Annotated in this window: 22 protein-coding genes; 19 read left to right on the top strand and 3 right to left on the bottom strand. The window is 41.1% G+C overall.

Translation table 11 applies throughout. The features are described 5' to 3' along the window. Positions 1-599: 599 nt before the first annotated feature. Positions 600-2,255 carry a hypothetical protein gene (locus OCV60_RS10905; protein ID WP_262530158.1) on the bottom strand — a complete coding sequence of 552 codons (1,656 nt, stop codon included), beginning with the start codon at positions 2,253-2,255 and terminating at the stop codon, positions 600-602. A 286-nt stretch (positions 2,256-2,541) separates the two neighbouring features. Between OCV60_RS10905 and OCV60_RS10910 the strand changes: the two genes are divergently transcribed. After that, complete coding sequence (locus OCV60_RS10910; RefSeq protein ID WP_117785268.1) at positions 2,542-3,075, top strand: hypothetical protein; 534 nt, start codon at positions 2,542-2,544, stop codon at positions 3,073-3,075. Here OCV60_RS10910 and OCV60_RS10915 read toward each other — a convergent pair. Beyond that, positions 3,049-3,792, bottom strand: coding sequence for an AraC family transcriptional regulator (locus tag OCV60_RS10915; RefSeq protein WP_021943545.1), 744 nt, complete (start codon positions 3,790-3,792; stop codon positions 3,049-3,051). The genes OCV60_RS10910 and OCV60_RS10915 overlap by 27 nt on opposite strands. 233 nt (positions 3,793-4,025) lie before the next feature. Between OCV60_RS10915 and OCV60_RS10920 the strand changes: the two genes are divergently transcribed. The 17 genes from OCV60_RS10920 (at position 4,026) to OCV60_RS11000 (ending at position 23,165) form a co-directional block, all read left to right on the top strand. Then, entirely contained in the window at positions 4,026-5,057 is a 1,032-nt protein-coding gene (locus OCV60_RS10920; RefSeq protein ID WP_021943546.1) for a glycoside hydrolase family 5 protein, read from the top strand. Positions 5,058-5,418: 361 nt separating this feature from the next. Further along, positions 5,419-5,838, top strand: a complete 420-nt coding sequence (locus OCV60_RS10925) for a hypothetical protein (protein WP_117785271.1) — start codon at positions 5,419-5,421, stop codon at positions 5,836-5,838. Between the two features lie 2 nt (positions 5,839-5,840). Continuing rightward, positions 5,841-6,818: a hypothetical protein gene (locus OCV60_RS10930; protein WP_117785272.1), complete on the top strand. Its 978-nt coding sequence runs from the start codon at positions 5,841-5,843 to the stop codon at positions 6,816-6,818. Between the two features lie 114 nt (positions 6,819-6,932). Next, positions 6,933-7,877, top strand: a complete 945-nt coding sequence (cdaA, locus tag OCV60_RS10935) for a diadenylate cyclase CdaA (RefSeq protein ID WP_021943549.1) — start codon at positions 6,933-6,935, stop codon at positions 7,875-7,877. Further along, positions 7,867-9,096, top strand: coding sequence for a CdaR family protein (locus tag OCV60_RS10940; RefSeq protein WP_021943550.1), 1,230 nt, complete (start codon positions 7,867-7,869; stop codon positions 9,094-9,096). The genes cdaA and OCV60_RS10940 overlap by 11 nt, the downstream gene beginning before the upstream one ends. Positions 9,097-9,191: 95 nt before the next feature. Then, positions 9,192-9,908 (top strand): NAD-dependent protein deacylase, encoded by a 717-nt coding sequence (locus OCV60_RS10945; protein WP_173789168.1) that lies wholly within the window; start codon positions 9,192-9,194, stop codon positions 9,906-9,908. Positions 9,909-9,938: 30 nt separating this feature from the next. Continuing rightward, positions 9,939-10,775, top strand: coding sequence for a transketolase (locus tag OCV60_RS10950; protein WP_173789145.1), 837 nt, complete (start codon positions 9,939-9,941; stop codon positions 10,773-10,775). After that, positions 10,763-11,701 (top strand): transketolase family protein, encoded by a 939-nt coding sequence (locus OCV60_RS10955; protein WP_117785275.1) that lies wholly within the window; start codon positions 10,763-10,765, stop codon positions 11,699-11,701. The genes OCV60_RS10950 and OCV60_RS10955 overlap by 13 nt, the downstream gene beginning before the upstream one ends. A gap of 921 nt (positions 11,702-12,622) precedes the next feature. After that, positions 12,623-13,144, top strand: coding sequence for a MarR family winged helix-turn-helix transcriptional regulator (locus OCV60_RS10960; protein WP_117785276.1), 522 nt, complete (start codon positions 12,623-12,625; stop codon positions 13,142-13,144). Then, positions 13,119-14,459, top strand: coding sequence for a citrate/2-methylcitrate synthase (locus OCV60_RS10965; protein ID WP_021943555.1), 1,341 nt, complete (start codon positions 13,119-13,121; stop codon positions 14,457-14,459). Before OCV60_RS10960 ends, OCV60_RS10965 begins: the two co-directional genes overlap by 26 nt. Positions 14,460-14,887: 428 nt before the next feature. After that, a complete protein-coding gene (locus tag OCV60_RS10970) occupies positions 14,888-15,547 on the top strand; it encodes an HD domain-containing protein (protein ID WP_117785277.1) in 660 nt (219 codons plus the stop codon). A gap of 70 nt (positions 15,548-15,617) precedes the next feature. Then, entirely contained in the window at positions 15,618-17,858 is a 2,241-nt protein-coding gene (ppk1, locus tag OCV60_RS10975) for a polyphosphate kinase 1 (protein WP_243100739.1), read from the top strand. A 120-nt stretch (positions 17,859-17,978) separates the two neighbouring features. Next, positions 17,979-20,021, top strand: coding sequence for a CDP-glycerol glycerophosphotransferase family protein (locus tag OCV60_RS10980; protein ID WP_262530160.1), 2,043 nt, complete (start codon positions 17,979-17,981; stop codon positions 20,019-20,021). A 1-nt stretch (position 20,022) separates the two neighbouring features. Continuing rightward, a complete protein-coding gene (gene tagD / locus OCV60_RS10985) occupies positions 20,023-20,412 on the top strand; it encodes a glycerol-3-phosphate cytidylyltransferase (RefSeq protein WP_021943559.1) in 390 nt (129 codons plus the stop codon). 17 nt (positions 20,413-20,429) lie between these two features. Beyond that, complete coding sequence (locus OCV60_RS10990; RefSeq protein ID WP_262530161.1) at positions 20,430-21,845, top strand: glycerophosphodiester phosphodiesterase family protein; 1,416 nt, start codon at positions 20,430-20,432, stop codon at positions 21,843-21,845. Between the two features lie 10 nt (positions 21,846-21,855). Then, a complete protein-coding gene (locus OCV60_RS10995) occupies positions 21,856-22,017 on the top strand; it encodes a hypothetical protein (RefSeq protein ID WP_262530162.1) in 162 nt (53 codons plus the stop codon). A gap of 209 nt (positions 22,018-22,226) precedes the next feature. Next, positions 22,227-23,165, top strand: coding sequence for a D-2-hydroxyacid dehydrogenase (locus tag OCV60_RS11000; RefSeq protein WP_262530163.1), 939 nt, complete (start codon positions 22,227-22,229; stop codon positions 23,163-23,165). Positions 23,166-23,628: 463 nt separating this feature from the next. Here the strand turns inward: OCV60_RS11000 and OCV60_RS11005 are convergent, their stop codons facing one another. Next, positions 23,629-25,050 (bottom strand): alanine/glycine:cation symporter family protein, encoded by a 1,422-nt coding sequence (locus tag OCV60_RS11005; RefSeq protein ID WP_262530164.1) that lies wholly within the window; start codon positions 25,048-25,050, stop codon positions 23,629-23,631. A 441-nt stretch (positions 25,051-25,491) separates the two neighbouring features. On the opposite strand from OCV60_RS11005, the gene OCV60_RS11010 reads away from it, so the two are divergent. Next, a complete protein-coding gene (locus tag OCV60_RS11010) occupies positions 25,492-26,664 on the top strand; it encodes a sugar transporter (RefSeq protein WP_262530165.1) in 1,173 nt (390 codons plus the stop codon). The last annotated feature ends 154 nt before the right edge of the window (positions 26,665-26,818 follow it).

Consider the following 26,818-nt stretch of genomic DNA (forward strand, 5'->3'; position numbering starts at 1 on the left):
ATCATTTAATATTATAAATAATGATTTTTACTCCAATTTTCTCCCTATCTCACTTTCCCCATTTACGGGATATTAAAACCAAAAGATTACGGTATTTGATTCGGGCTTTAACTTTGGTAAAAAAAAGGCGGAAAGATATAACTCTCCGCCCATCCTATAATAGGATCAAATGAATTTATTAACATATTTATTATAAAATATCCAGATAGTAATGTCAACAAACCCAATCTCCTGATCCATTTTTCTTTACCATATCTTATCTGGTGAAGTCAGACTGTCAATGCGTTATTATTAATTATTTAATATTATTTATAATAATTTTTTATAATTATTAATGATATATTATTGCTTATGAATCCTGCAATTCAAATTTTTCTAATGATTTTATTTTCCAATAGTGGAATATTTACATAAATAGGTAAAGAACGAGGCGGAAATTGAGGATTCCGCCCCGTTTGTTTGATTCCTTGCTCTTTTCTGGATTCTTGACCAAGGATTTCGTATACTTGTAGCATACGGATTAGGGTATCTTTAGGATAATACATTAATTAAGAATTTGTCAAGTTAGTTTTTCTATTTCTTATTATCTAGTAAATAGTTTACTGAATATTATGGTCTTTAAGCAACTGCAGGTAAGTATCTGGGAGAAGAATATTGTCTGATTTTTCAAAATATGAAAATCCATATCTTTTATAGGATTCATCTGCAGAGATTGGTTCTTTTATTCTAATTGCAGTTGGGAATGCCATATTAGCAGAAACGATCATTTTTTTCTCTCCAAACGCATTAAGTATATATCCTTTTTTACTTGGAATCTTTAGCCCATTATAATCTCCCTTTGTAGGATCACCTCTTACAATCCTTACTCTCATCTTCTCTCCACAAACCCGACAGGTATAATCCTGATAATATTCAGACCAGGCTTTCTCCGTTATAACGGTCGTAGTTTCATACTTTGGTTCATCTGCGGTTGGATGATGGATGGTATAAAGGAGGACCTTGGCAGGTTCATAATTTCCATGATTGGTTTTTCCGGAGTGTTCTTCCCATTCATCTAATGTATCGTAATACTTCCCACACTTTTTGCAAATATATTTTTCTTTCTCTGACCACACTTCTTCGTCCCACTCTTTGACCGGGATCTGAACTTCCTTTGTCTTGGCTTTATGATCAATCTGTTCTGTTACAGAACCCGCCTTCCATAAATGAACATGATTCGCCGGCTGTTTAGACAAAGATCCGTCACTCACAGTTTCATAAGCCTTATTCTTGATAAACACAGTGCTGTTTTTCTGGATCTTTCCCTTGTTATCAATCGGATATTTTTTTCCGGCTGCAGCATAGATCCCGGATGAAACCGCCATACTATTATCCGGTCTTACAATCTGATTATTCTTCACTTTAAAATTCTGTCTGCTACCATTTTTATCTACAAAATAATTGCAGCCACCTGATTTAACGATTGTTGACCGCTGTATCTTGCCATTTTTTACATAGACATCATCGTTCCAGCCATCTTTTAATGCCTTTGTGCCACCATTTTTTGTGATCCGGAAAGAAGTGGTTCCATCATCATAATACTTTACACATCCATCATTGTCGATGAAATAAGATTCCTGCCACCCCATTGCTCTTGAAATGTTTCCGTTCGTATTCACGAAGAAAGATTTTTCATTATAGGTATAAACTTTTCCCTTATAATTTTTTAAATCTTTCTTATCCCATCTGATGTCCTTCCCGTTCCAGACTCTAAATTTACCATTTGATATTTTTACAGAAACAGTACCGTTTTTTTCAACATAGTAAGTATATAATCCGTTATTATTTAATTTCCAGCCTTTGTTTAGGTTAATAAGACCGTTAGCCCCTACATAGAAATTTTTCTTATGTAGCCGAATGATGGTATTTTTCTTGTTTTTGAATACTTTTGAAGATGGTTTTTTATTGTTAGCAGTATATGTGTAGTATTTACCGTCTTTGATTTTGGCATACAAATAACCATTTTTCCCGGTGCAATAGGCGATTTTTTTCGATGAATCGAAACTCCAGCCATTATTCAATTTGGAGCCGTTTTTTTTACAGATAAATCGTCCTTTATTGTCATTCCAGGTCAGTGTATAACCTGATTCTCTGCCGGCAAGTTCTGCTTGTTTTTTTTCTGCTTTTTCTCCATGTGCAGCAACAGAGAAGTGCGGAAGTAAAATCAAGATGGACATGACTATAAGAAGACTCCATATGTTTATAAATTTTTTCATTTGTTTAATACCCCTTTCTTACCATAAGTACCACAATGCTATAAAAACAATATCATAAAATGGATGAGAAAACAAGAAAGGCGAAATAAAGAGAACCCCATGGTAATTTAAAACCCAATCTGTAAATTCTCACTGGGGTGAAACAAGAAAACCAGAAAAGTGGGGGAAGACATAAAGAAAAAATTTGGGCCAGCCGTCGCAGTTCCCGCCTTGTGTGGGGACTGCGACCGAAATTAATTCATGCAATACGCACCGCGAATAACAAAAAGGCGGCAAGGAAGAAGCATTGGCAAATGTACTGGCACATGCAAATTATTATGGCAGACGAGGAATCCTTGTTGTAAAAAAGGGAAAGAAACCGGAATTTGATTTCTCAGAGCGCAATGACAGGGTAACATTAAAGCTCGAAGTTGGACAAGTGGTATATATTCCTGAGGCTGTGGACCTGCAGACAAACAGACAATCAGATTCAACAGAAGCAGATGAAATACGCAATATGAATAAAGGGCAACGAGTAATGCATTATCTTAAAAACCATGATAGTATTTCAACACAACAGGCAATGGAACCGGCAGATGATTATATGACCGCAGATCAGGTTCGTATGATCGTAGAAAATGCAAAACAGGAAATTAAATATATAAACGATATTTCATTGGATGGTGGCTGTGATAACCTTGAATTTAACCGGTCAGATGCCACTAAAGCAGCAGGACTTCAGACACTTGCGGTGATGCTTGGTATTCCCATGAATGAGACTCTGTCAAATAATGAAGACGGCGTTGCTGTTGTATTAGAACGCATCGCTTCGCTCATTTGACAGACCTCCCATTTGTTTGCGGTAGGCATTCGGTGTCAGACCGTATTCTTTTTTAAAACAATTTACAAAATGACTGCAGGACGCAAAATACAGAAATGAACTGATTTCTGTACAGCTCACCTGGCTGTTTAACAGCATGTAGCGAGCCATCCTGCATTTTTCTTTTATGATATATTGTGAGAGACTGCAGTTCATATCTTTTTTGAACAGACGGGTCATATAGTCCGGGTGGAGCTTCACTGCATCGGCGACATCCGATACCCGGATCGGTTCTGTGATATGGTTGTTGATGTAGGAGACGGCCTGCATGACATGATAAGACAGTCCGGGACTGTTATGAAGCTCGTGCATGGCAAGTACAAAATCCTTCACAACAGCTCCTTTTCGCGGATTCAGTTGTTCCGGTGTCAGACATGCGTCAATTTTTCGGATATGCATATCACTTAAAGTATAGGCCTGTTCCGGATCCAACCCGGCTTCGATACAGAAACGTGTGATCATGGCAGTCAGAATGACCAGATGGTATTTTTTGTTCTGCAGTGGGGATGAAGACAGCTTTCCCATGCCTTCCATGGTATCTGCATTCATATTTAGCTTCAGTAGCTCCATATCCCCATTTGCGATCCGCCGGTAAAATGAATACTCTGCCTCCATCGGCAGGTGATAAGACTGTTCCTCCTGCTGCGCTAATAACAGTTTCTGTAATTCTTTATTCATGGAAATACTCCTTTCATATAATATACAGCTATAAAAATATTTGCATATAGGCATTATTTTATCAAATGAACGGATTGCCCATCTCTAAAAATACAATCAGAACAATGAAGGTCAGCTATGCGATATAAAAATCGGATATATTATATTCCCTACATATGCATTTATAGTATCATAAATTCAGAAAATAACAATTACAAATTTATTATTTGCTAAATGAAAAGGAGATCATGCATATGAAGACATGGAAAGGGTATCAGAAGGGTGTTAATCTGGGAGGCTGGTTTTCCCAGTGTGATTATTCCGAGGACAGATTCAATAATTTTATTACGGAAGATGATTTTAAAGAGCTTACAAGCTGGGGACTGGATCATCTCAGACTGCCGGTGGATTATAATCTGGTAGAGACAGAAGACGGACAGTATAAGGAAGAAGGTTTTGCACGGATCAAACGCGCGCTGGAACTCGGACATAAATATGGTTTCAATATGATCCTTGATCTGCATAAGACCGCCGGTTATTCCTTTGATCCGGGAGAAAAACAGAGTGGATTTTTTGGAAACGAAGCTCTTCAGGAACGCTTCTACAGATTATGGGAAGAATTTGCAAAGCGCTTTGGCGGATATGGAGATAAAGTTGCATTTGAATTATTAAATGAGGTAGTAGATAAAGAAGATGGTGCCATATGGGCAGAGATCGCACCAAAGTGTGTCGAACGTATCCGTGCATATGCACCGACAACTGATATTCTGATCGGTGGTTACTGGCATAACAGCGTGCAGGCAGTCAGAGATATTCCGATGCCGATGGATGAACATATCATATATAATTTCCACAGCTATGACCCTCTTCTTTTTACACATCAGGGCGCACAGTGGGTAGATGATATGCCGGCGGATTATCATATGGAATTCAAAGGCAGCATGGAAGATTTTTGTGCATATGCAAAAGCACACCTGCCTGCAAAGCTTGCCGGAACGCTGTCGATCCTTGATTATAAGGGAAATCTTGATTCAGCATATTTTGAAGATCTGTTTGCCGATGCAATCGCTGTTGCAAAGGAGCGAAACGTAGCACTTTATTGCGGAGAATATGGCGTGATCGAAAACGCAGACCCGGCAAACACTGTATTATGGTATAAAGCCATCCATGAAGTATTTGCAAAATATGGTATCGGCCGTGCGGCATGGTCATACAAGGAGATGGACTTCGACCTTCGCGCTGATCGCCTGAAACCGGTATTTGCTGAACTCAAGAAATATTTTTAAGGCTGTTTATCCATATACCCGGGTAAAGCAGATAGAGATGGTGGGGTGGTTGAGACATTTGCATAATTTCCGAATAGAAAGGTCACATTGCCAGCGAATGCGGGTGCATGTCTGAGCCCGGAGGGCGAGTTTGCACAAGAGCATGAGCGGATCGGGCATGTGTACCTTTCTTGGAAATGAAGCAAGTCTCAACCACCCCACCATCTCTATCTGCCTTACCCGGGTATATGGCATTCTTTTAATCAAGACGTTAATTCTATTTAAGAAACTTTTTCCGGCGCATGCTTGCTTATTCTTTTCGTATGGATTATAATAACAAAAGCTGATTTTTGTAGAAAGAAAAGAAGTAGGAGAAAACAAGATGGTAAACGAAGAAAAGGTCAGATTGATGACCAGACTTGCCATGTACGAACAATCTACAGGAAAAGAAGATCTGGAAAAAGGCAGATATTTCAAATCAGACTATGTAAAATACAACTGTCTGAAGACTCTGGTATCGACAACGATATTATTTGTGGTCGTGGTAGCGGCCTATATTTATTACAATATGGGTAAACTGATCACGGAGCTTGTAGATATGGATCTGTTCGGTCTGGCATATAAACTTCTTATAGTATATGCGGTTGTTTGCGTAGTATTTATGGTTCTTGCATGGTTTCTATACTCCTATAGATACACCAAGGCAAAGCCTCATATCATAAAGTATAATCAGGATCTGAAGAAGCTGATTGCTTTCTATGAGAAAGAGGACAAAACCAAAGGGAAGAAGAGGAGGAAGTAAACATGGCATCACTTTTGACATTCAGAGATGGAATTAAGAATTTTTGCAGTAAATACGATAGGATCGTAGCACCGGCTATCCGGTTCATTCTCGCATTGCTGATGTTCTGGTCCATTGTACATATTACAGGCGGACATAATGAAACGATATCCAGCGGACTGGTTATTTTTCTTCTTGCTGTTGTATGTGCATTTATTCCGGAAAGTCTTACTTATGCAATTGGTGGAGTTGTTGCATTTATGAATTATTTTTCGGGCAATAAAGAAACAGGCATATCATTTATTGTTTTATTTATTATCATGTATTGCCTGTATATCCGGTTTTTCCCGAAAGCAACATGGGTGGTCATGTATGCCCCATTATTTTTCATTATTAAAATGCAGTATGTGCTTCCGATTCTTGCAGGTATGTTTGTAGGACCGATCGCGATCGTTCCGTTAGCTTTTGGTGCTGTCTTCTATTATTTTTCATTAGATGCATCCAATTATCTTGCAGAACTGAGTAAGACAACAGATACAGAAAATATGCTTGAAAGTTATAAATATATATTCCAGCATTTGATTGATAATAAAGATCTTCTGCTTACGATCGTTGTATTTGCAGTTGTTCTTATTATTACGCATGTGATATACAGATTATCGGTTGAATATTCATGGTATGCGGCAATTATTGTTGGTGGTCTGTTTGAGATCATCTTATTCCTGATTGGAAATGTTGTACTCAATGCAAGCATCTCGATTGGAGAGATCCTGCTGGGTTCGATCTGTGCAGTGATCATTGCGGTTGTAGCGCAGTTTTTCAAAACAGTTGTGGATTATTCAAGAGTGGAGAATACACAGTTTGAAGATGAGGAATATTATTATTATGTGAAAGCTGTTCCGAAGATTGTTATGACGAAACAGCAGAAGAACGTAAAAAAGATCAATACAGTATCACAGAATACTGCTGATGAAGATTCAGTAAGTGGTGTTACGAGGTAAATGAATTCTTGCATATGACCTGACGTTTTTGTCAGGTCATATCTTTATCCCACCATATAGGAAGGCTGATACAGCCTTTGTATATCCGGAATATTTAGAAAGGAGAGATACCGAATGGATAAGATCCTGGCATTTATGAGAACATATTTTGACTGGTTTTACATTACCACACCGGATATCAGTGACATTATTGAGATCCTGATCCTTTCATATGTCATCTATAAGATACTGATGTGGTTTAAGAGCAATCGTGCATGGACACTGTTAAAGGGTATTGTTCTGATCCTGTTATTTACGATTCTGGCATCCCTGTTCCAGTTTAATACGATTCTGTATATATTGAAAAATGTGTTCAGCATAGGTATTCTGGCAGTTATCATTTTATTTCAGCCGGAGTTCCGGAGGGGACTGGAAACACTTGGACGAAAGAAATTTTTTGATTATATCATGCATGAAGATGCAGATGAAAGAAAGCTGAGTGACAAAACGATTTATGAGCTGATCAAGACAGTAACTGTTTTATCAGCGAACCGGACAGGTGCATTGATCGTTATTGAAGACAAGGTCGCACTGGGTGAATATATTGATACAGGAATTCCTGTTGATGCGGTTGTAACGAACCAGCTTCTGCTTAATATATTTGAGCATAATACACCGCTTCATGATGGTGCGGTCATTCTCAGAAATAACAGAGTGGTTGCAGCAACCTGTTATCTTCCATTGTCAGCGAATCTCTCTATCAACAAGGAGCTTGGAACCAGACATCGTGCAGGTGTAGGTATCAGTGAGGTGTCCGATAGTGTAACACTGATCGTATCAGAGGAGACCGGTTCGATCTCGATCGCAAAGGGCGGCGAGCTGTATCGGAATCTGGATACAGAAAGTGTCCGGAACCATCTGGAACTGTTAAATCAGGAGGATGGAAAGAAAAAGGATGAACGCCGGCAGAAGGATGGCAAACGCAAAAAGAAGAATACTGAGAAAAAGACCAGTTCAGGTAATGTAAAAAGTGGAAAGTCTTCTGATAACAGAAAGGAGGCTGACAGCAATGAAAGATAAATTATTCAGTAACTGGGGCTGGAAACTCTTATCATTGATCCTTGGATTTGCTGTCTGGGTCACAGTTTTAAATGTGGATGATTATTCAACCACACGGCAGATTAGAGATATACCGGTTACCCTGATCAATACAGATGCGATCACGGATAAGAATCAGTTGTATGATATTGTGTCCGGTGAAACGGTGGACATCATTGTAAAGGGCAGACGTTCAGTTGTAAATGCACTTGGAGCTTCTGATTTTACAGCGATTGCGGATATGTCAAAATTGTCAATTACAAATGCTGTAAATATTACGGTGACAGCGAATTCATCGTCTGTAAATAACAATATCAGCATTACGATCGTAGATAATGTACTCCAGGTAGAACTGGAGGAGGAACAGACGGCATCCCTGCCGGTAACGGTTACAACAAAGGGTGAAACGGCAGAAGGATATACGACCGGTATTCCGGTATCTACGCCGAATCTGATAACGGTAAAGGGAGCAGCGAGCGTGATTGAACGGATCGAAAAGGCAGAGGTACAGGTGGATGTATCCGGACGGACTTCAGATGTAACAGCAACCTGCACACCAATCTTCTATGATGCAAATGGTGACGAGATATCCGGTAAGAAGCTGGAAAGCAAGGTGACCGGAGTGTCTGTAACTATACCGGTTTATAAGACGAAAACGGTAGCAGTAAAGCTGGATACAACCGGTGTTCCAGCAGATAATTATAAAGTAGTGAACGCAGAATATGTGCCGAATGAGATAACAGTTGGAGGACCGGCAGATGTGCTGCAGAATCTCACGGAGATAACAGTAGATGATATCGATGTATCCGGATGCAGTGAAGATTTGGAAAGTACGATCGAGATATCCAAGTATTTGCCTGATGGAGTTGTTCTGGCAGATGAGAATACAAGCATCAGCGTCCATGTAGCGATTGAACGGAATATCAGCAGAACAATGACGATATCAGCCAATGATATTACGATTGAGAATAAACTGACGGACTATGATTATGCTGTTCAGTTTCCGGAGGGAAATACAGTTGTGATATCAGGGCTTTCTGATGAGGTTGCCAAGCTCACAGCGAAGGATCTGAAGATAACGATTGATGCGGAAACATTATCCATTGGTGCAAATACGGTTGAGCTGTCGATAAAAGACAGCGATACATACACAGTGGACAGTACCTGTAAAGTGGATATAGAAGTTACGGCAATGCCGTGACACAGCAAGGGCAGGCAATAGTAGAACTACAATAGGAAGGTTTCGCTATTGCCTGATCCTGTATTATGCAGAAGGGAGACTGATATATGGAACAAATGAATGAGAAAATTGCAAAGTTAAAAGAAATTGTTGCAGGTTCGGAACGTATGGTTTTCTTTGGTGGAGCGGGTGTTTCTACAGAGAGCGGGATTCCGGATTTCCGCAGTGTGGATGGATTGTATAATCAGAAATACAAATATCCACCTGAAACGATCATCAGTCACAGCTTCTATATGCGTGACCCGGAAGAGTTTTACCGTTTCTATAAGGATAAGATGATCTATCAAGATGCAAAGCCGAATATGGCACATAAAAAACTTGCAGAACTGGAAGCACAGGGGAAACTTGCAGCAATCGTAACACAGAATATTGACGGCCTGCATCAGATGGCAGGAAGTAAGAATGTGATTGAGCTGCATGGTTCGATCCATAGAAATTATTGCACAAAATGTCACAAATTCTATGATCTGGATTATATTATTCAATCAGATGGTGTACCAAAATGCAGTTGTGGTGGAATAATTAAGCCGGATGTAGTATTATATGAAGAGGGTCTGAACAATGACGACATTGAGAATGCGATCCGGTATATTTCGGAGGCAGATACATTGATCATTGGCGGAACCTCGTTGGTTGTTTATCCTGCCGCCGGACTGATCCGGTATTTCAGAGGAAAACACCTGGTAGTTATTAATATGTCGCCGACACAGACGGACAGTCAGGCAGATCTTCTGATCGCTGACAAGATCGGAAAAGTGCTGGGACAATTATAAAAATGAAAATAAAACGAAATGGAGAAAGACATGAACAAACTAGACCTTCAAAAAAAGGCTGTTGACATCCGTAAGGGAATTGTTTCCTCCGTACATTCTGCAAAAGCAGGACATCCGGGCGGATCACTTTCAGCAGCAGACATTTTTACTTATCTTTATTTTGAGGAATTACATGTGGATCCGAAGAATCCAAAGGATGAGAACAGAGATCGTTTTGTATTATCCAAAGGACATACAGCACCGGGTTACTATTCAGCCCTTGCTGAGAGAGGATTTTTCCCGGTTGAGGATCTTCTGACCCTGCGTCATATCGGTTCTTATTTACAGGGACACCCGGATATGAAGCACATTCCTGGTGTGGACATGTCATCCGGTTCTCTCGGACAGGGACTTTCTGCAGCAGTCGGTATGGCACTTGCAGCAAAGATGTCCGGTAAGGAATACAGAACCTACTGTCTGTGCGGAGACGGGGAGATCCAGGAAGGACAGATCTGGGAGGCTGCCATGTTTGCAGGTCACAGAAAGCTGGATAATCTGTTAGTGATCGTAGATAATAATAACCTTCAGATCGACGGAACCGTTGAGGACGTATGTTCCCCATATCCGATCGACAAGAAGTTTGAAGCATTTAATTTCCATGTAATTAATATCGACGGAAATGATTTTGATCAGATCGATGCAGCATTCAAGGAAGCAAAGGCAACCAAGGGAATGCCGACAGCGATCATCGCCCATACCGTAAAGGGTAAGGGAGTATCCTTCATGGAGAACAATGTGGGATGGCATGGCAAAGCTCCGAATGATGAGGAGTATGCGATTGCAATGGAAGAACTGGAAAAGGCAGGTGACGTGTTATGTCAGAAGTAAAGAAGATCGCAACAAGAGACAGCTATGGTAATGCATTGGTTGAGCTTGGAAAAGAACATGAGAACCTGATCGTACTGGATGCAGATCTTGCAGCAGCAACAAAGACCGGAATCTTCAAGAAAGCATTTCCGGAACGCCATGTAGACTGTGGTATTGCAGAATGTAACATGGCAGGCATTGCAGCCGGAATGTCAACCTGTGGTTATGTGCCGTTTATGAGCTCCTTTGCAATGTTTGCGGCAGGCAGAGCTTTTGAGCAGGTAAGAAACAGTATCGGATACCCACATCTGAATGTAAAGATCGGAGCAACTCACGCAGGTATCTCCGTAGGAGAAGACGGAGCAACCCACCAGTGTAATGAAGATCTTGCACTGATGAGAGAGATCCCTGGCATGGTGGTTATCAATCCATGTGATGATGTAGAAGCAAGAGCAGCCGTAAAGGCAGCATATGAATATGTAGGACCTGTCTATATGAGATTTGGAAGACTGGCAGTACCGGTCATTAATGATGAGTCAACCTACAAGTTTGAGATCGGCAAGGGCGTAGAATTACGTTCTGGAAAGGATATTACGATCATAGCAACCGGACTTCCGGTATCTGAGAGCTTAGAAGCTGCGAAGTTTTTGGCAGAGGACGGGATCGATGCACAGGTGATCAATATCCACACGATCAAACCGCTTGATGAGGAGCTTGTCGTAAAGGCAGCACAGGCAACCGGCAGAGTGTTCACGGTAGAGGAGCATTCGATCATCGGTGGACTTGGCTCAGCGGTTATGGAATGTTTGGCAGAGAAGAATCCGGTTAAGGTAACAAGGATCGGTGTTCGCGATACCTTCGGTGAGTCCGGCCCGGCAAAAGACCTGCTTCATAAGTATGAACTCGACGCAGAGGGCATCTATAAGCAGATCAAAGCAGCATTATAAAAAAGACGGAATCTAAATAAGACACACATATGTAGTTTTGTTTTCAATAGTCTGTCATTAATGAATTATAAATGGATGAGAATATACGTATTATTCCGTAAGACGCTTCCGCTCGTATCCTCGTGCAGCGGTACATAAAGTTGCAAAAGACGCAACTTAAGTACCGGCCTCGGATAAAGCTTACTTCATAATAGTATATTCCTCATCCATTTTATTCATTAATGGACAGCTCGATGCGCAATACTTTGCATATGTGTGTCTTATTTTAGATTCCTGTATATATATTGTAACGCTGCTTTTTCTATTGTGAAACAACCTGTTTAGAAGTTGCTGACTATGACATAAAAATGCACGGTACATTATCGTTATGGAGCAAGAACTTTCGAGCATCAATGTCTAGGGCAAAAAATGGGAAATAGCATTACTATTATGCAGCAAGCCTGTTCCAACGCCGGTCCTTAGTGAGTCGCCATAGGCGAGGAACTTAGTACCGTTGCGTTGGAATAGAGTGCAAACGACTTGCGTAATAATATGTGATGTATTTCCCATTTTGTTTCAAAGACATACGAACGTGTCTTGCTCCATAAGGATAATGTTCCTCTATCATAATTCTAAAATTTTCGGCGCAGTTCTTAAATAAGGATAAAGTCGGTTGACAGAAGCCGGAAGTTTCATTTATCATATCAAGTAGAGTATATCTAAATCTATTATTTCAATAAAATCTTTTCATTCATTGTTCCGTTCATGTTTGGAACAGATACGAAAAATCTATAAAAAGATCAAGAAATAAAACTACATAGGGACAGAGAATTGACAGATCAAAGGGACACTTATACTTGTTGTTGTGTACAATCCAGTGAAATAATATACGTTGGGCGATAACAGGGGCTTTTATATGTGTACCGGAAAGGGAGGTTGTTTATGCAGGAACAGAAAGTCGAACAGGAAATTGATATTACGAAATTATCGAATGAATTTACCTACAGAAAATACATGATGAGCAGGGACTCCGTACGGCATTTATTTTCTAAATTAAGTGTTGCAGAATATGTTGCGCTGCAAAGTATAGAGGCGATCAGCGGAGATTCCGCTATTTATGGAGGAAAGGCATATCTGACCGATTTGTCGGTGCGTATGCAGATGAGTATCCGTAAGACATCAAAGGCAGTCCGGGATCTCAGAGATCGCGGCTATGTCAAATGGTCACATGATGGAAATGGTACGGACGGCACTTATGTAACGATCACGGATGCCGGTGCGAAACAGCTTCATGCTCAGGAAACGATCATTAAGGACTTTTACGGAAATGTAATTAACAAATTCGGCAAAGAGAATATGATCAATCTGTTGATCCTGATGAAGGAGCTGGATACGGTCATGGAGAGTGAGATTGAAGAAATGCAGGTGGTGAAGAACGATGATGAGTCTGATGAAAATGAATGAGTATGTGGCAACACAGGAAAAGATATGCGAGAAAAATGATTATATCGCACCAAGATTATATGATGAATATGGGGTAAACCGCGGACTTCGCGATGACCGCGGAGTTGGTGTATTGACTGGTCTGACGAACATTTCAAAGATTGTATCCTCTAAGGTGCAGGATGGCAAGAAAGTACCTTGTGATGGAGAACTCTGGTACAGGGGTTATCGGGTGGAGAATCTGATCGGAAGTCTGGGAGAAGATGAACTGGGATTTGAAAAGGTGGCATATCTCCTGTTGATGGGTGAGCTGCCAAATGCAGAAGAACAGCATGAATTTGAAAGGATCATCGGTGGGCTTCGTACACTGCCATCGAATTTTACAAGAGATGTTATCATGAAGGCACCGACAGAGGATATCATGAATTCCATGACACGTAGTATCCTGACACTTGCATCCTATGATAAGAATGCAAAGGATACCGGTGTGAATAATTCTCTGCGTCAGTGTATCCAGCTGATCAGTGAATTTCCGATGCTAGCTGTATATGGATATAATGCATATAATCATTATGTAAAGAATGACAGTATGTTCATCCATCGTCCGGCAAAGAATCTGTCAACGGCTGAGAATATTCTCATGCTGCTTCGTCCGGATAAGAAATATTCCAAGGTAGAGGCAAAGGTACTTGATACGGCACTGATCCTTCATATGGAGCATGGTGGCGGTAATAATTCAACCTTTACAACAAGAGTTGTTACATCCTCCGGTTCTGATACCTATTCCACGATGGCGGCTGCCATGTCATCCTTAAAGGGACCAAAGCATGGTGGTGCCAATATCAAGGTTATGGAAATGATGGATAATATTCGCGAACATATAAAAGACTATGAAGATAAAGATGAGATAGAAGCATACTTAAGCAAGATCCTGAACAAGGAAGCATTTGACAATAAGGGACTGATCTATGGTATGGGACATGCCGTATATTCCCTGTCAGATCCGAGAGAGCGGGTGTTCAAGGATTATGTCGTTAAGCTGGCTCATGAAAAGGGCAGGGAAAAAGATCTCAGGTTGTATGAGAACATAGAGGAGCTTGCCCCGGAGCTGATCGCAAAGCAGCGCAAGATCTTCAAGGGGGTAAGTCCAAATGTGGATTTCTACAGCGGATTTGTATATGACATGCTGGGAATCCCGATGGAGCTTTATACAGCGATGTTTGCAGTTGCACGTATCGTTGGATGGAGCGCACACAGGATCGAGGAGCTGATCACGAATAACCGGATCATGCGTCCGGCATATATGAGTATCATGGAGAAAAATCCCCAGATATAAACAATAGCCAAAAACAAAGCATAGTTTATAACATGAAAACAGACAGTTTATAAGGGCCCATTGAGGTTCTTATAAACTGTCTGTTTTTATGTATGGATTGTTGTATCAGTTATAAAATAAATCAGATAATACAGAAGAAAATTTACAGAAGGAAATATACAGAAGGAATCTGCGTAAACATACATTTTACATAAATAGAAATGCAACAGATCACATATACTTAGAAAGAAATGTAAAATTTTTAGATGCTTTTCAGAGGGGACCGAAAGTGCCGGAAATATGGGGAATCATTTGGAGGATGCTGGTAATGCATCGAAAATGAATGATTTTACTACAATTTTACAAAAAATTTTCAAGTGATTGATAGCAGCAAAAAACGGGATGGTGTAAATTGAAAAACAGTGAAGCAGAAGAGAGATAGATGACGTATGAGAGTAACATTTGAAGATGTAAAAAAGAACAAAGCGGTTCAGACATATATAAGGATGGCAGACGAATCCTTACATGCAATGGGATATACAGAGCATGGATTTGCACATGTGGAACGTGTAGCAGAGACAGCAAGGGAGATACTGCTGACACTTGGCTATTCCGAGCGCGAAGCGGAGCTTGCGAGTATTGCAGGGTATCTGCATGATATCGGAAATGTTGTGAACCGGGAAGGACATGCGCAGTCCGGTGCGGTCATGGCGTTTCGGATATTGGACGATATGGGTGCAGATCCGGAGGATACAGCGACGATCATAACAGCAATAGGCAATCACGATGAGTCGGCGGCATTTCCGGTAAATCCGATCGCAGCAGCATTGCTGATCGCGGATAAAAGTGATGTGAGAAATTCAAGAGTCAGAAATACGGATATTTCATCCTTTGATATTCATGACAGAGTGAACTATGCCGTAAAAGAAAACAAACTGAAGATTACCAAGGATTCACATATCGAGCTGAAATTAAAGATCGATAAATCTATGTGTGCCGTTATGGATTATTTTGAGATCTTTTTACAACGTATGATCCTGTGTAGGAAATCAGCCGAGGTGCTTGGGCTGGAATTCTGGCTTATGATCAATAAACAACGGGTAATCTGACAGGGGGTGTATGGCGATTCAAAGAATATTTCATTACATAAAAGAGAAAATAACAGGAGCGATAAAAAGAATGAATAACGAAGAAAAGGATCTGAAAAATGTAGAAGTGGCAAATGAAACAGAAAAAAATACTCGATTTGGAAGAAAAAATAAACAGAAAGCAGAGGGAGAGAAAACACAGGAAGAAAAAACGGTAAAAAAGGTGAATCATATCGGATTGTATGAAAATCGTGAATTATCATGGCTGAAATTCAATGAACGTGTGCTGGAAGAAGCCGAGGACACCAGTGTTCCATTGTGCGAGCGGATGACATTTTTGTCTATCTTTCAGAGCAATCTGGATGAATTCTTTATGGTGCGTGTCGGTTCGTTGGAGGATCAGAAGCTGTTAAGCCAGAAACTCCGGGAGAACAAGACAAATATGACAGCGGGAGAGCAGATCGAGGCAATCTTAAAACGAGTTGCAGAACTAAACGAAAGAAAGGATGCCATCTATGCTTCCATTATGAAGGAGGTTGGTGAGAAGGGCGTTCATCTGACAGATTTTAAAGCACTTGCAAAATCAGAGAGCAAATATCTGGAAGAATATTTCATGAAAGAGATCGTACCGTTGTTATCGGTTATGATCGTTGGAAGAAAGCAGCCATTTCCGTTTTTGAAGGGACAGGAGATTTACGCGCTTGCTGTTCTTGGCACAAGAAATGGTAAGAAAAAAATCGGGATCATTCCATGCAGCAGTTCTGTATTCCCAAGGCTGATCCGGATTCCGACAAAGGATGATACCTATATGCTGGTCGAGGAACTGATCCTGCATTTCTTGCCAAAGGTGTATAAGGGCTATAAGGTTCTGGAAAAATCTGTGATCCGCGTAACGAGAAATGCGGATATTGATTTTAATGCCGTCTATGATGAAGATCTTGATTACAGAGATAAGATGGCACAGATCGTAAAGCTCAGAAAGAAGCTTGCACCGGTACGGCTGGAATTATCCCGTGATATCAATGAAGATATGATAAAACAGGTATGTGAGTATGCAGAGATGGAAGAGCCACATGTATTCTTAAATCAGGCTCCGCTTGATCTTTCATTCCTGTTCCAGATCGAGGATATTCTGAGAAAAGATGCAAATCTGGTCTATCAGAGACGTGTACCGCAGCCATCTCCGATGTTAAAGAGCAATGAACATATCATACCACAGATTTTGGATCATGATGTTTTATTATCCTATCCGTATGAGAGCATTAAACCATTTCTGCAGATGCTTCAGGAGGCTGCCCGTGATCCGGAGGTTATCTCTATTCGTATGACACTTTACCGTCTGGCAAGAAATAGCAAGGTGGTAGAGGCACTGACCGAAGCTGCTGAAAATGGCAAACAGGTCGATGTACTGGTTGAATTAAAGGCGAGATTTGACGAGGCAAATAATATTGAGTGGAGCCGTACGTTAGAGGATGCAGGCTGCCATGTCGTATATGGAATTGATGGCTTAAAGGTTCATTCAAAGCTGTGTCTGATCACCAGAAAGGTTGGAGATGAGATTCAGTATATTACGCAGGTCGGAACCGGAAATTATAACGAAAAGACTTCCAGATTATATACGGATCTGTCGTTGATCACAGCAGATAAGAGAATTGGAGAAGAAGCAGCAAAGGTATTTCAGGCGATTCTGCTTGGTTCTGTAGTAGAAGATATGGAACATCTGCTGGTTGCACCAAAATGTCTCCAGAATAAGGTCCTTGCCATGATCGAGAATGAGATTCAGATCGCAAAGGAAGGAAAGCCCGCCTATATCGGAATCAAGATCAATTCACTGACGGATAAGAAGATCATAGATAAGCTGATCGATGCATCCAGAGCCGGAGTAAAGATCGACATGGTGATCCGTGGCATTAACTGCTTAAGAAGTGGAATACCGGGAGATACCGGTAATATTCATATTGTAAGTATTGTAGGACGTTTCCTGGAACACTCCAGAATCTATATTTTCGGAACGCATGACAGGGATAAGGTATATATCGCATCGGCTGATTTTATGACGAGAAATACACTTCGTCGTGTGGAGGTCGCAGCGCCGCTTTATGATGAGACGGTGAAGAATAAAGTCAGGAAGATGTTTGCAACGATGCTTCGCGATAATGTGAAAGCCAGAGAGCAGCAGCCGGATGGCAGTTATCAGAAACTGTCAATGGTGGGACCTGTCTTAAATTCACAGGAATATTTTTACGAGGAAGCATATATGGAAGCCGGAGATGCTTTTCATCAGCTTTTAAGAAAGCAGGATATGGATACGGAGAAGAAACAGACGGTGTAATTCCGACAAAGTCAGAAAATAGAACCTGACACAGGGGAAAATGTTATTGAAAGTTTACCTGTAAATAGATATACTATAAGTGGTAAAACAGGTTAAAAAGATAAGGAGTTTTAACACGATATGAAGCTTTCGATAACAGGATTATTTAAGCGGCATGTAAAGGAAGAAAAAAAGCCGCAGAATATAGATGCAGGTCAGGAAAAGAAACCGGCTTCCATAATTCAGACAGATACATGGAAGAAGCCATCATCAGATGGACTGGTGGATTATCATGCTGTAACCGGAGAAGGAACACCGGAGTATCAGGAACGGCAAAACAGTTTACAGCAGATGGAGGCATGGGCGAAAGAGAACCAGATTCCGGTCGGCAAGCGTACGGTGACCGATTATTACTATGACAGTAAGATCGTACCGGGACGGGTTGTACTGATGGGACTCGGAAAAAATGTCCGTGGCAGTATGCAGTATATTTTAAATGAATTAAATTATAACGATGCATTTAAAGATTTTCATATCTATGTCAAAACAGCCAAAGATACAGAAGAGATTGTAAAGACCTATATCAGACAGAACGGATGGAGCCGTACAGAAGCGGTGACTCCGGATTCTGTCTATATGGAGTTGATCGAAACGGCACAGTTTCTTCTGACTGAGGTGTATTTAACGGCTGCATGGGTGAAGAAAGAAGGTCAGATGTACATTAATATCTGGCATGGAACCCCGCTTAAAAAGCTGGGACTTGCAAAGAATGCAAAAGGAAAGCATAAGAATGGCATTCAGCAGAGCAATTTCATTGATGCAGACTATCTGTTATATCCAAATGATTATACAAAAAAACATATGCTGGAATCCTATAAGGTTGCAGACCTGATGCCGGGTAAGGTCTTAAAGCTCGGTTATCCAAGAACCGGTGGTATGTTAGAGGCTGCGCAGAGTGACCAGACAGAATTGCGCAAGATGCTTGCACCGAACGGGGAGCACATTTATGCCTACATGCCAACCTGGAAGGATTATCTTAAGGTCGATCAGGTTGTTGCGGAATCAAAGGAGCTTCTGGATTATCTGGATGCAAATCTCCGAGAGGATCAGATCCTCTATGTAAATCTGCATCACAGAGTCAGCGATTCGCTGGATTACAGTCAGTTTAAGAGGATCCGCCAGTTTCCTCCGACAGTGGACAGCTATAAGCTGTTGGCATTGACGGATGCACTGATCACGGATTACTCCAGTGTATTCTATGATTATCTGGCACTTCGCCGGCAGATTGTTTTATATTGCGCTGACTATGAGCTGTATCGTAAGAAACGTGGCACTTATATGGATCTGATGGAGCTTCCTTTTGATAAGGCAGTAACACCGGAAGAGGTACTTGCGGCGATCAACCGTGGTAAGACCTATGATGATGAAGCAGCATATCAGGAGTTCTGTGCTTACGATTCTGTTGAGAATGCGCACAAGCTCTGCAGTTTATTCCTGGGAACAGAGGATGAAGTTGTAGTAGAAGCGATTCCGAAAAATAAGAAAAAGAAAGTAATGATCTATTCAGATGCGCTATCCGAGTGTACGGAGACACAGTGGCTTAGAAAAACAGCGGAAAACTGTGCCGGAAGTGATACGATGGAATTATTTATTTCCTGCAATCAGGATATGGTCAATGAGAATAAGGATTCAGCATATCCGTTGCTGAATAAAGTTCCGGTTATCGGAACAACCGCTGATTATTTCCCAAGTGCGATGGGACGTACAGCGAAGAAGCTCTACGAAAGTGGGAAGATTACGATAGGACAGGCAATGTCCATATGGAAATATGATTATGCAGCAGCAGTCAGGCGTTTTCTGGGACGTGCTGCCTTTGATCTGGCTGTATTGCTTGATGTGACAGATCCGGAAAAACTTCTGTCATTGACATTTATGGATCAGCCAAATAAAATAATGATTATCAGTGACCTTATGTACAAAGAGATCACAGAAAATAATAATACATTCCTGAAGGATGCCTTACAGGTAAGTGCATCTTATATGAGGGCAGTATTTGTGAAGAATGAAGAGCAGTATGCATATATCAGTCAGATGATCGGGGATGCATGTCCGGTTTGTTATATGAAGGATGCAAAAGATCTGACACAGGCGATCAACGCTGCTGTGATAAGAGAAGGAGAATAATATGAAAAAGGTAATAACATATGGAACCTTTGATTTGCTGCATTACGGACATATTAATCTGTTACGGAGAGCAAAGGAATTAGGAGACTATCTGATCGTTGCACTTTCAACAGATGAATTTAACTGGAATCAGAAGCATAAGAAATGTTATTTTTCTTATGAGGAAAGAAAGCAGTTATTAGAGGCGATCCGTTATGTTGACCTTGTCATTCCGGAGGAATGCTGGGAACAGAAATCAGAAGATATCAAAGAATTTAAGATCGATACCTTTGTTATGGGAAATGATTGGGAAGGAAAGTTTGATTTTCTGAAAGACTATTGTGATGTCGTGTATCTTCCAAGAACACCAGACATTTCAACTACCCAGATCAAAGATGATCTTGGAAAATAAAAGGATGGTAGCGGAAAATGAAATTTCATCTGCCTTGGAAACGGGAACAGGAAAAGAAAGAATATACATTGATCTATGATGGAAATGGCGGCAGACAGAACGGTGAACGTTTTGTCCGCCGTTCATTTTGGCTTCCGGACGGGGACTTCGGGAAAGAAAAAAAGTTTGTTTCAAATACTGATGGTGGGAATTTGACTGTTGAAACAGTATTTTCCAATTCGGATCTGAAGTGCGTCGGTTACTATGCCAGAAAGCGCACAGAAGAAGGCTGGATATGGTATGGAACAGATCATAACTGGCACGATTCCTTTTATGACAGCACGGTTTGCAAGCAGTTGATACCGATCGCGGCATCGGTAGAGCCTTTGTATGAAGCTGTGGATGACGAGATCTATCTGGTTGCACAGTGGGAGGATGAACATGGAATCCGCAGAAACTGTGGATATGAGATATTCTCGAAAAAACTGATGGCGCATGCATTTGGCGGTATGGATGGTACAACCTATCATAATACGGCAGAGGCATTTGAGCATGGGAAAAAGGAAGGCTATCAGTCATTTGAGATCGATCTTTCCTATACGGAGGATGACCGTCTGGTATTGTGTCATGGCTGGACAGAGAATAATTGTAAGTGCACCGGGGTTTCGTATAAGCCGGAATTTGCACATATGACATATGAACAGGCAATGCAGATACCGATCCATGGACATTCGATCATGGATGCGAGACAGTTCTATGAAAAAGCAAAGAATGAACCTGCCTATACATTTGAAATTGATTTCCATAATATAAAAAAAGGGAACGAGAAACGGGTTGCCGCTATGCTGGAGGATTTCCGGCAGGATGAAGGTCTGCTCGATCGTCTGCTGATGCAGGTATACAGCCAGCCGATGTATGAACAGATCGACTCCGTATATCATTTTGCAAATTACATGTATCTGGTTGGATTAAATATCGATAAGCTGGATGCGATCCTTACTTATTGTCTGGATCATGGAATATGCAGTGTTGCAATGCGGACGAATTTTGTAACAAAGGAAAATGTCCGGAAGGTACATGATGCCGGTCTGTATGCATTTTGTTATACGGTTTCAGATGATGCTGTTTATGCCAATTATCTGTTCCAGCTTGGTGTGGATATGATCTGTACAGATTTTGTAACGGAAAAAGCACTGGAAGCAACGAAGGAAACATTTGGCAGATATCCGTTTATGGTGTGGTACAACAGCAACCATAAGGAAGCAGTCAGTCATTACCCGGAGACTTCCGATGGAGATGAGAATGCGGGAACGCTTACCCGGTTGAAGAGTGGAAATCTGGAATACAGGGATAAGACGATCTGGGAACATACCGAAGGGCAGACAACTGTGGGCATGCGGATACGAAGTACCGGGAAAACGATTTGCAGGATGGAAACTGCGCATATCCATTGAAGGAAAAAATTTGTGGTATTCGACGGATGGATTATTCCATGCAGCGAAGGACTATACGGTCAGAAAGAGTATTCAGGCATGTATTTTCAAGGATGGAGATGTGCTCCCGGATTTCGATGTCAGGAAGAATATGAAAGTAATTATGGCAGCAGTATGGGAGAATCTTGATTGATCCTCCCATATTTTCTAGGTTTTCCGATGTTCTATTTGCCGTCAGCCGCCCTAACTTACCCTTACGGGTTCAGACAAGGGCTTTGTGCCGGTAGCTAGTGCAGGCATCATAACGGAAATTATACTTTATGTTTTCTATCCACCCTGACAGCAGACGCAGGCGAATGGAATGTCGGATAACAAAAATAGATGAAAGGATTAAAAATAAATATGAAGATAGTATTTTTAGATCGTAAGACGATAGGAGAAGACATTGACTTGACGGGCTTTGAGGCTTTGGGAGAAGTTGTAACATATGAGATGTCACAGCCGGAAGAAGTTCCGGATCGGGTGAAGGATGCAGAAGTTATCATTGTGAATAAAGTTCCGGTAAATGAGCAGACGGTTGGAACGGCTCAGAATCTGAAGCTGGTTTGTGTAGCGGCAACCGGAACAAACAATCTGGATAAGAACTATCTGGATAAACGGGGAATTGAATGGAGAAATGCAGCCGGATATTCCACTACGATCGTTGCACAGCATACATTCGCCATGCTTTTTTATCTGCTTGAAAAGCTTCGGTATTATGATGATTATGTAAAGAATGGCTCTTACCAGAAAAATGATGTATTTACCTGGTTTGGCGAGCCGTTTACAGAGCTTGCCGGAAAGACATGGGGTATCATCGGACTTGGTGCGATCGGAAGAAAGGTAGCAGATATAGCGAAGGCATTTGGTGTCCATGTGATCTATTATTCAGCATCCGGCAGACCGTCACAGGAGGGTTATGAGCAGGTAGATCTGGATACACTTCTTCGGACTTCTGATGTTATATCGGTTCATGCGCCATTAAATGAATATACCGAGAATCTGATGGATAAAGCGGCATTTGCAAAGATGAAAAAAGATGCAATCTTCCTGAACCTTGGACGTGGACCGATCGTAGTAGAAGAAGATCTTGCAGAAGCCTTGAAGCAGGGCACGATCGCAGCCGCAGGTTTAGATGTCCTTCGGACAGAGCCGATACAGCCGGACAATCCGCTACTTGCTATAAAGGACAGTCATAAGCTGCTCATCACGCCACATATCGCATGGGCAAGTACCGAAGCCCGTACCCGCCTGATGCAGATCGTCCTTGACCATGTAAAGGGTTTTGCTGAGAAGAGATAGCATTAATACAAAAAACGCATATATGGGTATAAATGTTATGAAATCAACCTGATACCCGGAAATTATTAAGAAGATGGGTATAGTGTAAAATAAAATGATTTCAGGGTATGGATGCTTACTATGGGCTATAATACCCGAAAGTAAGGTAGAGATAAGGGTATAGATTATTAAAATGAAAGCAGATACCCAAAAAATAAAATAAGATGTGGTATGAAGTGTTGCAAAGTGACTTGATACCCATTAACTATATGAAGCGGGGGGAAAGAATTAGTATAGTGCAGAAAAATAAAATAGAGGACCCTGAGATATATATTCACTATTATGAAGCAAGCCTATCTGAATGTCGGTCCTTAGCGATCTGCGAAAGCAGGAGCCTAGTACCGCTACATGAAGATAGAACGAAAGTGTCTTGCGTAATAATATGTGAATTAGATCTCAGGGTCCTCTATTTTATTTTAACAATTTATTCAAAAGGCTGCTTATTATGACGGCTGAAGAAATCACGCGTTTCCTTTGCAACCACACCGCTTAAAGCAAAGATTGCGATCATATTAGGAATAGCCATCAGTCCATTGAAGATATCGGCGATCGTCCATACAGCAGAAACTGTCATGTAAGGTCCGATAAATACGGCAAGGATGTATAACCATCTGTAGATCATGATGGATTTCTTTTTGCCGCCGGATAAGTATTCCAGACAACGCTCAGAATAATAATCCCATCCAAGGATAGTTGTAAATGCAAAGAATACCAGACAGAGCATTAACAGGAAGCTTGATATCGTTGCAGGAATCGGAAGTCCCTCGTTAAAAGCATATGTGGTAACCTGAACACCCTGTAAACCTTCTACTTTCCATGCACCGGTAAGAACGATGGAAAGACCTGTCATTGTACAGATAATGATGGTATCGATGAAAGTACCTGTCATGGATACAAGACCCTGACGAACCGGTTCCTTTGTCTGGGCAGCGGCTGCTGCGATAGGAGCAGAACCAAGACCTGCTTCATTTGAGAAGATACCACGTGCTACACCTTTCTGCATAGCAACGATAAATGAACCGGCGACACCACCTGCAACAGCAGAAGGCTTGAATGCGCTCTTTACAATGATAACAACAGCCTCAGGAATCTTAGTGATGTTACAGATCAGTAACATCACACATATAACAATATAGATAACAGCCATAAATGGAACGATGATCTGGGATACGCTTGCGATACGCTTCAGTCCGCCGATCAGAACGAGTGCAACACATACACTTAAGATCAGGGAAGCGATAACAACGGTCCATGAATAAGTACCAATCCCTGGAATATTAATCGTCCACTGCATGTCAGGATCAAAGAATGAATTAACAGCGGAAGAGATACCATTTACCTGAGAGAAGGTTCCGATACCGAACAGACCTACACAGATACCAAAGAAAGCAAATATTTTTGCAAGCCATTTCCATTTTGAGCCCATACCTCTTTCGATATAGTAGAATGGTCCGCCAAGTGCATGGTTGTCCTTGTCAACGACACGATATTTGACAGCCAGAAGACCTTCTGCGTATTTGGTTGCCATTCCGAAGAATGCAGCAAGTACCATCCAGAATAATGCTCCCGGTCCACCGGCTCCGATCGCAGTTGCTACACCAACGATATTGCCGGTTCCGATCGTAGCGGAAAGAGCAGTACACAGTGCACCAAAGGAAGTAACTTCGCCTTCGCCTTCTTCTTCGTTTTTGATCATCCATTTGAGTGCTAGTGGCAGTTTGCGGATCTGAAGAACGCCCATCCGGATTGTGAGAAGAATTCCACCGACCATAATAAGGACCATAAGTGGAGGTCCCCACACAAAATCATCGATTTTTGTTAAGATTTCATTTACAGTTGCCCACATGATTTTCTCCTTTTCATTTTTGTATTGTGGTGATGTGTTATTCTGATAAATTATATGAATAAAATAAAGAATTATATTATGAAAAAATCAAATATTTATAAAAATAACACAATATTTTAATATAATACATACTTTTCTACGCTAATGCAACAGAATTTGCTTAATTTTGTGAAAAAATAGCGGTAAAAACAGCAAAAATTACAAGAAGAAGACTATTTTTTTGACTTGCGGAGTTGGGGAGCCGATAATAAAATTACTATAGAAATAAAAATGCCGGATAATATTAGATACGGTTCATAGGAAAAATGCCGTGTAATATAAGATAGGTTTCATATAAAATGCGCTACATGATATGGATACATATTAACAGACTGCGTTGCAAAACGGTAAATGTTTAAATAGAAAAATACAGGAATTTACAGGAAAGGATAAAATTACAGAATGAATCAGAAATTAACTATCAGAGAATGGCTGCCACTCATCGGAATGATGGTAGCGGCATTTATATTTAATACATCGGAATTCATGCCAATCGGTCTTCTGACTGATATAGCAGATGATTTTCGGATCACGGAGGCAAAAGCGGGGATGCTGATCTCAGCATATTCATGGGCGGTTATGCTGTTATCACTGCCACTCATGCTGCTTGCATCAAGGATCAGCTTCCGAAAGCTGCTGCTGGGAACGATTGCATTATTTGGAATCGGTCAGATATTATCAGCGGTTGCAACCGGATATGCGATGCTGATGGCGGCAAGGATCATAGTTGCCTGTGCACATGCGGTCTTCTGGTCGATCGCATCACCGGCAGCAGTTAAGATCGTGCCGGAGAAGTTCAGGTCGTTTGCGATGAGTATGGTAGTAACCGGTACATCCATTGCGATGATATTTGGACTTCCGCTTGGAAGGATCGTTGGATTATATGTAGGATGGAGAATGACATTTTTCTGTGTTGCAGTTGTTGCATTTCTTGCCCTTATCTATATGGCATTTGTATTTCCGAAGGTTGAAGGCGGTACATCCTTTAAAATGAAAGAACTGCCGATGATATTGAAGAACCCGGTTATGCTTGGGATCATATTAATGTCGTTCTTAGTTGCGGGTGCATACTATACAGGCTACAGCTATATTGAGCCGTTTTTGAAGCAGGTAGCAATGTTTAAGGATAATCTTGTTACTATAACTTTAATGTTGTTTGGAGCTGCCGGAATTCTTGGAAGTTTTCTGTTCTCCTGTGTATATGACAAACACAGATATCATTTTATCCGTGCATCGATCACATTGATCGCTGTTGTCATGCTTTGCCTGAAACCGGCATCGAAATTTACATGGACAATGATATTGATCTGTATGCTGTGGGGTATGGCTGTAACGGCATTTAGCGTTACTTTCCAGTCAGAGACGATCAAAGCGGTTCCGGAGGAAGCCTCCGCTGTGGCCATGTCGATGTTCTCAGGAATCTATAATCTGGGAATCGGATGCGGAACCTGGATCGGTGGTCTGGTATGTACACATGCATCGATGGGGTATATCGGATTTGCAGGGGGGATCATGGCAGTTATAGCAATCCTGTATTGCAGCTTTATACTGATCCCACAGATGAAGAGAAAGTAGATAAATACTTGTATAGAATGCGAAACTATAAACTGTGATGATCAGTTGGAAAAGGCATGGTTAATAATCTCTAAAAAAAATATAAATTTATCGTTGACATGAGTAATCCCCGGTGCTATACTCATGGACATAGCAAAGGCGCTACGAAATATTC

The organism is Coprococcus ammoniilyticus (genome assembly GCF_025567345.1).
Lineage (GTDB): Bacteria > Bacillota > Clostridia > Lachnospirales > Lachnospiraceae > Coprococcus > Coprococcus ammoniilyticus.

Excerpts from the sequence above, each read along its gene's own strand:
- OCV60_RS10930 (WP_117785272.1), top strand. The coding sequence starts at position 5,841 with ATGGCATCACTTTTGACATTCAGAGATGGAATTAAGAATTTTTGCAGT.
- cdaA (WP_021943549.1), top strand. The coding sequence starts at position 6,933 with ATGGATAAGATCCTGGCATTTATGAGAACATATTTTGACTGGTTTTAC.
- OCV60_RS10990 (WP_262530161.1), top strand. The coding sequence starts at position 20,430 with ATGAAATTTCATCTGCCTTGGAAACGGGAACAGGAAAAGAAAGAATAT.
- OCV60_RS10960 (WP_117785276.1), top strand. The coding sequence starts at position 12,623 with ATGCAGGAACAGAAAGTCGAACAGGAAATTGATATTACGAAATTATCG.
- OCV60_RS10955 (WP_117785275.1), top strand. The coding sequence starts at position 10,763 with ATGTCAGAAGTAAAGAAGATCGCAACAAGAGACAGCTATGGTAATGCA.
- OCV60_RS11000 (WP_262530163.1), top strand. The coding sequence starts at position 22,227 with ATGAAGATAGTATTTTTAGATCGTAAGACGATAGGAGAAGACATTGAC.
- OCV60_RS10970 (WP_117785277.1), top strand. The coding sequence starts at position 14,888 with ATGAGAGTAACATTTGAAGATGTAAAAAAGAACAAAGCGGTTCAGACA.
- tagD (WP_021943559.1), top strand. The coding sequence starts at position 20,023 with ATGAAAAAGGTAATAACATATGGAACCTTTGATTTGCTGCATTACGGA.
- OCV60_RS10950 (WP_173789145.1), top strand. The coding sequence starts at position 9,939 with ATGAACAAACTAGACCTTCAAAAAAAGGCTGTTGACATCCGTAAGGGA.
- OCV60_RS10940 (WP_021943550.1), top strand. The coding sequence starts at position 7,867 with ATGAAAGATAAATTATTCAGTAACTGGGGCTGGAAACTCTTATCATTG.
- OCV60_RS10925 (WP_117785271.1), top strand. The coding sequence starts at position 5,419 with ATGGTAAACGAAGAAAAGGTCAGATTGATGACCAGACTTGCCATGTAC.
- OCV60_RS10965 (WP_021943555.1), top strand. The coding sequence starts at position 13,119 with ATGATGAGTCTGATGAAAATGAATGAGTATGTGGCAACACAGGAAAAG.
- ppk1 (WP_243100739.1), top strand. The coding sequence starts at position 15,618 with ATGAATAACGAAGAAAAGGATCTGAAAAATGTAGAAGTGGCAAATGAA.
- OCV60_RS11005 (WP_262530164.1), bottom strand. The coding sequence starts at position 25,050 with ATGTGGGCAACTGTAAATGAAATCTTAACAAAAATCGATGATTTTGTG.
- OCV60_RS10915 (WP_021943545.1), bottom strand. The coding sequence starts at position 3,792 with ATGAATAAAGAATTACAGAAACTGTTATTAGCGCAGCAGGAGGAACAG.
- OCV60_RS10980 (WP_262530160.1), top strand. The coding sequence starts at position 17,979 with ATGAAGCTTTCGATAACAGGATTATTTAAGCGGCATGTAAAGGAAGAA.
- OCV60_RS11010 (WP_262530165.1), top strand. The coding sequence starts at position 25,492 with ATGAATCAGAAATTAACTATCAGAGAATGGCTGCCACTCATCGGAATG.
- OCV60_RS10945 (WP_173789168.1), top strand. The coding sequence starts at position 9,192 with ATGAATGAGAAAATTGCAAAGTTAAAAGAAATTGTTGCAGGTTCGGAA.
- OCV60_RS10920 (WP_021943546.1), top strand. The coding sequence starts at position 4,026 with ATGAAGACATGGAAAGGGTATCAGAAGGGTGTTAATCTGGGAGGCTGG.
- OCV60_RS10905 (WP_262530158.1), bottom strand. The coding sequence starts at position 2,255 with ATGAAAAAATTTATAAACATATGGAGTCTTCTTATAGTCATGTCCATC.